Origin of the sequence: uncultured Limnohabitans sp. (assembly GCF_937889215.1) — a bacterium.
GTDB lineage: Bacteria > Pseudomonadota > Gammaproteobacteria > Burkholderiales > Burkholderiaceae_C > Limnohabitans_A.
In genome coordinates this window covers 1-7,855 of record NZ_CALBEX010000165.1, presented here as the reverse complement: position 1 = coordinate 7,855, position 7,855 = coordinate 1, and the positions used below count along the sequence as shown (strand labels likewise).

The 7,855-nt window shown below is 61.7% G+C and carries 7 protein-coding genes and 1 pseudogene; all 8 read left to right on the top strand.

All coding sequences use genetic code 11. The features are described from left to right. Positions 1-122: 122 nt before the first annotated feature. Complete coding sequence (locus Q0341_RS04340) at positions 123-986, top strand: fumarylacetoacetate hydrolase family protein (protein WP_299510831.1); 864 nt, start codon at positions 123-125, stop codon at positions 984-986. A 139-nt stretch (positions 987-1,125) separates the two neighbouring features. Beyond that, positions 1,126-2,265 (top strand): 3-dehydroquinate synthase, encoded by a 1,140-nt coding sequence (aroB, locus tag Q0341_RS04335; protein WP_299510830.1) that lies wholly within the window; start codon positions 1,126-1,128, stop codon positions 2,263-2,265. Between the two features lie 5 nt (positions 2,266-2,270). Continuing rightward, complete coding sequence (locus Q0341_RS04330; protein WP_299510832.1) at positions 2,271-3,443, top strand: deoxyguanosinetriphosphate triphosphohydrolase; 1,173 nt, start codon at positions 2,271-2,273, stop codon at positions 3,441-3,443. Positions 3,444-3,648: 205 nt separating this feature from the next. Then, positions 3,649-4,875: an MFS transporter gene (locus Q0341_RS04325; RefSeq protein WP_299510829.1), complete on the top strand. Its 1,227-nt coding sequence runs from the start codon at positions 3,649-3,651 to the stop codon at positions 4,873-4,875. Next, positions 4,872-5,426, top strand: a complete 555-nt coding sequence (locus Q0341_RS04320; protein WP_299510827.1) for a DUF1415 domain-containing protein — start codon at positions 4,872-4,874, stop codon at positions 5,424-5,426. The genes Q0341_RS04325 and Q0341_RS04320 overlap by 4 nt, the downstream gene beginning before the upstream one ends. 75 nt (positions 5,427-5,501) lie before the next feature. Then, entirely contained in the window at positions 5,502-6,359 is an 858-nt protein-coding gene (locus Q0341_RS04315; RefSeq protein ID WP_299510826.1) for an SAM-dependent methyltransferase, read from the top strand. Positions 6,360-6,409: 50 nt separating this feature from the next. Continuing rightward, positions 6,410-7,102 carry a transposase gene (locus Q0341_RS04310; RefSeq protein ID WP_299510825.1) on the top strand — a complete coding sequence of 231 codons (693 nt, stop codon included), beginning with the start codon at positions 6,410-6,412 and terminating at the stop codon, positions 7,100-7,102. Positions 7,103-7,249: 147 nt separating this feature from the next. Then, a pseudogene (locus tag Q0341_RS04305) lies at positions 7,250-7,855 on the top strand (glutamate synthase subunit alpha); the annotation flags it as partial.

The following is a 7,855-nucleotide window of genomic DNA, read 5'->3' as shown; positions in this document are numbered from 1 at the left end:
GTAATCGCGGGGTCCACCTTTATGATTTGTTCAAGCTCGAAATGACACAAATGGTCAACATAATTAAAACATGTAATCGCAGGTCCACCTTTTTGATTTTGTTCAAGCACTGAAAGGTATTTATGAAACTCGTTCGCTATGGCCAACCCGGCAAAGAAAAACCAGGCTTGATCGACGCCGACGGCCGCTTGCGCGACCTGAGCGGTGTGGTCAAAGACATCTCGCCTGACCAACTGAACGACAAGGCGCTGGCCAAGCTGGCCAAAGTCAAGACCGACAAACTGCCCTTGGTGCGTGGCAAAAAGCGTTTTGGCACGCCCATCTCGTACACCAGCAAGTTCATCGCCATTGGCCTGAACTACGCCGATCACGCGGCCGAATCGGGCATGCCCATTCCGGCCGAGCCGATCGTGTTCACCAAAGCCATTTCCTGCATTCAAGGCGCGGATGACGACGTCATGCTGCCCAAGGGCTCCAAAAAGTCCGACTGGGAAGTCGAGTTGGGCATTGTGATCGGCACCCGCACGCGTTATGTCACGCAAAAAGACGCGCTCAACCATGTGGCCGGTTACTGCGTGGTCAACGACGTGAGCGAGCGTGAATACCAACTCGAGCGCGGCGCCACCTGGGACAAGGGCAAGGGCTGCGACACTTTCGGCCCCGTGGGCCCTTGGTTGGTCACGCGCGACGAAGTGCCCAATCCGCAAGCCCTGGGTATGTGGCTGGACGTGAACGGCGTGCGTTACCAGACGGGCAACACCAAGACCATGATTTTTGGCGTGGCCAAGTTGGTCAGTTACGTGAGCCAGTTCATGACGCTGGAGCCTGGCGACATCATCACCACCGGCACACCACCCGGCGTGGGCATGGGCGTCAAGGTCGATGGCAAGTCTGCCCCTGTGTATCTCAAGCGCGGCGATGTGATGCGTTTGGGCATCGACGGTCTTGGCGAGCAGACCCAAAAAGTGGTGGCCTTCAAGCTCTGAGGCACCGGCAAGGCGCATGGCCTGGGCCTTCAGCCCGGCCATGCGTCCGTCCGTTTGATGGGCTGCACGTCAGTGTGCGCCCAGCACCGGTTCGCTGGCGCAGTGGGATCGCCAGCCGAAACATCTACACTTGGGGCCTATGTCTGAGCCCACATTCCCCCTCCCAGCCGCCCCCCAAACCGCACCTGTTCAAACGGTCGCCATTTCGCTGGACGACCGCAGTTACGACATCCAGATTGGCCAAGGCCTGCTCGGCCGCCCTGAAACCTGGGCTGGCTTGCCCAAGGCGAGCACCGCCATGATCGTGACCAATGACACGATTGCCCCGCTGTACGAAGCCGCATTGCGCAGCGCCATCGCCCCGCATTACAAGCAGGTGCACACCGTGGTGCTGCCCGACGGCGAGGCGCACAAAGACTGGCAGACCTTGAACCTGATTTTTGACGCGCTGTTGGGCCACGGTTGCGACCGCAAAACCGTGCTGTTTGCCTTGGGCGGCGGCGTGGTGGGCGACATGACCGGCTTTGCCGCCGCGAGTTACATGCGTGGCGTGCCCTTTGTGCAGGTGCCGACCACGCTCTTGTCTCAGGTCGATTCGTCGGTGGGCGGCAAAACCGCCATCAACCACCCGCTGGGCAAAAACATGATCGGCGCGTTTTACCAACCGGTGCGCGTGGTGTGCGACCTGAACACCTTGGTCACATTGCCCCCGCGTGAGCTGAGCGCGGGCCTGGCCGAAGTCATCAAATACGGCCCGATTGCCGACATGGATTTCTTGGACTGGATCGAGGCGAACATCGACGCATTGATGGCACAAGACCCGGCCGCAATGGCGCACGCCGTCCAACGCAGCTGCGAGATCAAGGCTTGGGTGGTGGGGCAGGACGAACGCGAAGCGGGCCTGCGCGTCATTCTGAATTTTGGCCACACTTTTGGCCATGCCATCGAAGCCGGTTTGGGCTTTGGCGTGTGGCTGCATGGCGAGGCTGTGGGCTGCGGCATGGTCATGGCGGCTGAACTCTCGCAGCGTTTGGGCAAGGTCGATGCGGCCTTTGTGGCGCGCCTGCGCGCCATCATCGAGCGTGCGGGTTTACCGGTGCGCGGCCCTGTGATTGACGCGGCCGACAACGCAGGCCATTACATCGAGCACATGCGCCTTGACAAAAAAGCCATCGGCGGCGACATCCAGTTTGTGGTGATCGACGGCCCCGGCAAAGCTGCGGTTTGTGGCGCACCCGATGCGATGGTGCGTGAGGTGATCAACACCTGCTGCGCTTGATGGCCATGTACGCCGAGTCCATGGCGATCTCGATCGGTTCGCAGTCCAGCTTGTCGGCGCTGGCCTGCGACCCGGCGCAAACCCGAGGTCGACGGTTTGCTGAAGCCCCAGCGCCAACACGCAACGCATTCCAGCGCGACCGCGACCGCATCGTGCATTCCACCGCGTTTCGGCGGCTCGTCTACAAGACGCAGGTGTTCTTGAACCACGAAGGCGATTTGTTCCGCACGCGCCTGACGCATTCGCTCGAAGTCGCCCAACTGGGGCGGTCCATTGCCCGCGCCTTGGGCCTGAACGAAGATTTGGTGGAAGCCGTGGCGTTGGCGCACGACCTGGGCCACACGCCTTTTGGACACGCGGGGCAAGACACGCTGAACGAATGCATGGCCGAGCACGGCGGCTTTGAGCACAACCTCCAAAGCCTGCGCGTGGTCGATAAGCTGGAAGAACGCTACCCCGCGTTTGACGGGCTCAACCTGAGTTTTGAAACCCGCGAGGGTGTGCTCAAACATTGCTCGCGTACGAATGCTGAACATCTGGAGCAGACCGAGCCAGGCGGTGTGGGGCGGCGCTTCATCGACCGCACCCAGCCCAGCCTGGAGGCGCAGCTGTGCAACCTGGCCGATGCGATTGCTTACAACGCGCACGACATCGACGACGGCGTGCGTTCCGGGCTGATCAGCATGGAGCAACTTTTGCAGGTGGAGCTGTTTGCGCACTACCACCAGCAGACCCTGGGCGAGCATCCTGGCTTGTCGGCCAAGCCCCGTCGCGTTTTGTACGAAACCATTCGCCGCATGTTGAGCGACCAGGTGTACGACGTGATCGACACCACCCGCCGGGCCGTTGCCGACTCGGGTGTGGGCTCGTTGGAAGAAGCCCGCTTGGCTGGGCCGCTGGTGGCGTTCAGCCCGGGCATGAAGGCGCGCAGCGGCGAGCTCAAAAAGTTTTTGTTCGCGCAGCTCTACCGTCACCCGCAGGTCATGCACACCACCGGACAGGCGCAGCAGGTGGTGCGCGAGTTGTTCGCCGCTTACGTGAGTCAACCTGCGGAAATGCCCGCCGATTTTGCAGCCAACGCCGACCTGCACCGCTCGGTGGCCGACTACATCGCCGGCATGACCGACCGCTTCGCCCTGCGCGAACACGAACGCCTGACGGGGCGCAAGTTGTTGTGAGCTCGGCGGGGTCATTTTTTGCAGTGAGACATCTTGTAGGTCGGCGCCTTCAGGTCCGACAACCGCCCGTCATGTCGGGGCTGAAGCCGCCGACCTACTGGGGAGCGTGTTCGGTAATTTGTAGGTCGGCACCTTCAGGTCCGACAAGCGCCCATCAAAATGGCCGACGTCGGCCATTCTTTCACCGCATCACCCCTCCGATGCCATGACCGCAACGCCTGATCACCGTGCCGCCTGGCTCGTCGTCCTTGCTGGCGGCGTAGCGGCCTTGCAGGTGGGCAAACTGCCGCCCGCCTTGCCCGCGCTGCAGGCTGAGCTGGGTCTCACGCTGGTGCAGTCCGGTTTCCTCTTGTCCATGGTGCAACTCGCTGGCATGAGTTTGGCGGTGTTCATGGGCCTGCTGGCCGATGGCATGGGTCTGAAGCGCAGCATGGTGCGCGGCCTGTGCCTGCTGGCGCTGGCCAGTGGCCTGGGCGCATTTGCCACATCCGTCACCGCTTTGCTGGTGCTGCGGGCCATCGAAGGCTTGGGCTTTTTGCTGGTGGCTTTGCCCGCACCGGCCCTGATCCGCCGCTTGGTGCCTGTGGCCCAACTGCCGGGCATGCTGGGCGTGTGGGGCGCGTACATGCCCACGGGCACGGCGCTGGCCTTGTTGGTGGGGCCAATTTTCATTCCGGCTTGGGGTTGGAATGCTTGGTGGGGTTTGTTTGCGGGGGTGTCGTTGGCCATGGCGGCGGCTTTGCTGCGGGTGGTGCCCGCCGATCCGGTGGCGGCTCACCCACGGCAAGCGCATGGCCCGGGCGTGGGGGCCTGGCAGCGCTTGCGCAGCACCTTGGGCGCGCGCGGCCCTTGGCTGGTGGCGCTCACCTTTGGCATGTATTCAGGGCAATGGTTGGCGGTGGTCGGATTTTTGCCGTCCATTTATGCCGCCGCTGGCGTGAGCGGGGCGCTGCTGGGTGTGCTCACGGCGCTGGCGGCTGCGGTGAACATCGCAGGCAACATGGCGTCTGGCCGATTGTTGCAGCGCGGCTGGAGCCCCCGCACCACGCTGTGGCTGGGCTTTGGCGCCATGGCGCTGGGCAGCACCGTGGCTTTTGCCGCCATCACCGAGGGATGGCCATGGCTGCGTTTTGTCGGGGTGCTGTTGTTCTCGGGCATGGGCGGCTTGGTGCCGGGCACGCTGTTCAGCTTGGCGGTGCGTCTGGCCCCGGGTGAGCAGCAAGTGGCCACCACCGTGGGCTGGGTGCAGCAGTTGTCGGCGTTGGGCCAGTTTTTGGGACCGCCGGTGGTGGCGGCCTTGGCGGCACGCGCGGGCGGCTGGCAGCTCACGCCGCTGTTCACTCTGGGGTGTTGTGCGGTGGGTGCGGCGCTGGCTTGGATGGCAGGGCGTGAGGTCCAAGGCCCAAGTACGCAGGCACAATCTCGCCCATGACCGACATGAACACCCCCGAAATCGCCGACACCGTGCGCTGGCTTGAGCGCGCCGTGATTGGCCTGAACCTGTGCCCGTTTGCCAAAGCCCCGCATGTCAAGGGCCAGATCCATTACGTGCTGAGCGAGGCTAAAGGACTCGAAGGCTTGCGTGACGAACTGATCGAACAGCTGCAGGCCCTGGCCGCCACGCCTGCCGAAGAGCGCGAGACCGTGCTCTTGATCGTGCCGCAGATGCTGCAATATTTTCTGGAGTTCAACGACTTTTTGGACGAAGCCGATGCTGTGTTGCAAGAGCTCGATCTGGAGGGCGTGTTTCAGGTCGCAAGTTTTCACCCACAGTTTCAGTTTGCCGACACCGATCCGGATGACATCGGCAACTTCACCAACCGCTCGCCTTACCCCACGCTGCACTTGCTGCGCGAGGAAAGCATCGACCGGGCGGTGGAGGCCTTCCCCGAGGCCGAGATGATTTACGAGACCAACATCGAGACCCTGGACAAGTTGGGGGCAGAGGGCTGGAAAAAGCTCGATGTCGGTCCAAGCCCTTGAAGCTGTAGGAGCGACGCCCTCGTCGCAATAGACACAGCCTGATCGCCGCGAGGGCGCGGCTGCCACATAAAAACCATGAAGAAAAAAACACCTCACGTCGACAGTCAGGCCTTGCCGCCCGAAGTGCGCCCCGGCCAGTCCATCGAATTGCTCAAAGAGCTGCACATCCTGACCCGTGACGGCAAGCTCAACCAAGACTCGCGCCGCAAGCTCAAGCAGGTCTACCACCTGTTCCAGTTCATCGACAAGCTGCTCAAGGAGTTGCCCGCCAGCGACACGGGTCCCACGCTGGCCGACCACGGTGCGGGCAAGTCGTATTTGGGCTTCATCATTTACGACTTGTTTTTCAAGGCACTGGGTCAAGGCACGATCTACGGCATCGAAACGCGCAGCGAATTGGTCGAGTCGTCACGCCAACTGGCCGATCGCCTGGGTTTTGAGCGCATGCGCTTTTTGAACGTGAGCGTGGCCGAATCCACCCAAAGCACCGAATTACCCGAACAGATCGACGTGGTCACGGCACTGCACGCCTGCGACACCGCCACCGACGATGCCATCGCTTTTGGCCTGCAAAAGAAGGCCAAGTTCATGGTTTTGGTGCCTTGCTGCCAAGCCGAATTGGCCCGGGCGCTCAACCAAAACAAGGCGCTGAATTTGCAGCGCACGCCCCTGGCCGAGTTGTGGCGGCACCCCCTGCACACCCGCGAAGTGGGCAGCCAACTCACCAACGTGTTGCGCTGCCTGTATCTGGAGTCACAGGGTTACACCGTCACCGTGACCGAGCTGGTGGGCTGGGAACACTCCATGAAAAATGAGCTGATCTTGGCCAAATTCACCGGGCAGAAAAAGCGCGCCTCAGGGGAGCGCCTGCAGGCGCTGCTGAAAGAGTTTGGGGTGGGGGATTGGATGGGCGGGCGGTATCCCTTGATTTAATGGGGGTCAGATCCCAATTAAACTGGCGCTTTTAGACAAAGCAATCGCCCATGGCCCGCCAGCCCCGCCTCACCGTTGCCGGATACCCGCACCACGTCATCCAGCGCGGCAACGACCGCAAAGCCATCGTGCAAGACGATGCAGACCGGGCGCGTTTGCTGGCGCTGTGGCAAGAGCAGGCCGTGCTGTTCAAAGTGGCGATCCATGCCTACGTGGTCATGGACAACCACTTCCATTTGCTGCTCACCCCCGAAACCGACGATGGCTTGCCCCGCATGATGCAGGCGGTGGGCCGGGCTTATGTGCGCTACTTCAATTTGCGGCACCAGCGCACAGGTACCCTCTGGGAGGGCCGTTACCGCAGCAACCTCATTGAGAGTGAGCGCTATCTTTTGGCGTGCATGGTCTACATCGATCTGAACCCCGTGCGGGCCGGTATGGTGGCGCATGCGGCCGACTTCCCGTGGTCGAGCCACAGGCACTGTATTGGGCAGGTGAGTGACAAGATGGTGACGCCCCACGCCCTGTTTTGGGGCTTGGGCAACACGCCTTTTGCCCGAGAAGCGGCATACGCCGAGTTGGTGCAGGCGGGACTGGCGCAAACTGACAAAGACCACCTCACCCGCAGCGCCTTGTCAGGTTGGGCGCTGGGGTCTGCTGATTTTGTGGGGGCGCTGCAGCAGTCGACCCCGCGGCGACTGGCTCCTCGCAAGGCGGGGCGGCCTTTTAAAAAGACCCGTTGAAAAGCCCAACCGTTTAATCTGCCCCCAATTGATTTCAAGTTAAGTCTGGTGATGAATTAATTGGGATCTGACCCCAATTATTTATCTTGGCATGTTTGCTGCAGTGCAGTAAACTACCCCCCCTGCGTAAAACTCTAGGAGAGCGCCATGACCACGGCAGCTGAGAAAGAACATTTCCAAACGACCGGTCTGTATGACCCGGCCAATGAGCACGATGCTTGCGGTGTGGGCTTTGTTGCCCACATCAAGGGTCACAAGACCCATGCCATCGTGACGCAGGCACTCAAGATCCTCGAAAACCTGGACCACCGCGGCGCTGTGGGGGCCGATGCCCTCATGGGCGACGGTGCCGGTATCTTGATCCAGCTGCCCGACGCGTTGTACCGCGACGAGATGGCCAAACAGGGCATCAACTTGCCACCCTTCGGTGAGTACGGTGTGGGCATGGTCTTCTTGCCCAAAGAGCACGCCTCGCGCATGGCTTGTGAGCAAGAGCTCGAACGCGCCGTCAAGGCCGAAGGCCAAGTGGTGTTGGGCTGGCGCGATGTGCCCGTCAACCGTGACATGCTCATGTCGCCCCGCGTGCGCGAAAAAGAGCCGGTCATGCGCCAGATCTTCATCGGTCGGGGTGCAGACGTGATCGTGCAGGATGCGCTCGAGCGCAAGCTGTACGTGATCCGCAAGACGGCCAGCGCTGCTATCCAGGCGCTGAACCTGACGCACAGCAATGAGTACTACATCCCCAGCATGTCC

Excerpts from the sequence above, each read along its gene's own strand:
- Q0341_RS04340 (WP_299510831.1), top strand. The coding sequence starts at position 123 with ATGAAACTCGTTCGCTATGGCCAACCCGGCAAAGAAAAACCAGGCTTG.
- aroB (WP_299510830.1), top strand. The coding sequence starts at position 1,126 with ATGTCTGAGCCCACATTCCCCCTCCCAGCCGCCCCCCAAACCGCACCT.
- Q0341_RS04330 (WP_299510832.1), top strand. The coding sequence starts at position 2,271 with ATGTACGCCGAGTCCATGGCGATCTCGATCGGTTCGCAGTCCAGCTTG.
- Q0341_RS04325 (WP_299510829.1), top strand. The coding sequence starts at position 3,649 with ATGACCGCAACGCCTGATCACCGTGCCGCCTGGCTCGTCGTCCTTGCT.
- Q0341_RS04320 (WP_299510827.1), top strand. The coding sequence starts at position 4,872 with ATGACCGACATGAACACCCCCGAAATCGCCGACACCGTGCGCTGGCTT.
- Q0341_RS04315 (WP_299510826.1), top strand. The coding sequence starts at position 5,502 with ATGAAGAAAAAAACACCTCACGTCGACAGTCAGGCCTTGCCGCCCGAA.
- Q0341_RS04310 (WP_299510825.1), top strand. The coding sequence starts at position 6,410 with ATGGCCCGCCAGCCCCGCCTCACCGTTGCCGGATACCCGCACCACGTC.